Below are 284 nucleotides of genomic sequence, written 5' to 3' on the forward strand. Positions count from 1 at the left end.
ACAAGCTGGTCCCACAGCTAAGCGCTTGCCACTGCCCATCGTTAGCGTTGACCACTAACTGGGGACCAACACTTTCGCCTTCCGCAGCTTCCCTAATTGCACCAAACCGTGCGAGTGACCCCTGCGCCATATCAGCAAGCATATTGATAGGATCGGGAATCGCATCTTGAAATAACGACGGTTTTGCAGCAGCACGAATGAGGTCAAGTTGATGAAGCGTATCTTCAGAGGGAGGGATTAGATAAGTAGACTTCACATCTGCTAAGCGTTGTTTGAGACCTGAA

At 50.0% G+C, this 284-nt stretch carries 1 pseudogene; it reads right to left on the minus strand.

Features of this window, described 5'->3' with window-relative positions:
• A pseudogene (locus tag CWC02_RS20600) lies at nt 1–284 on the minus strand (CHAD domain-containing protein); the annotation flags it as partial.

It is taken from the genome of Pseudoalteromonas sp. S2721 (assembly GCF_005887425.1).
Lineage (GTDB): Bacteria > Pseudomonadota > Gammaproteobacteria > Enterobacterales > Alteromonadaceae > Pseudoalteromonas > Pseudoalteromonas simplex.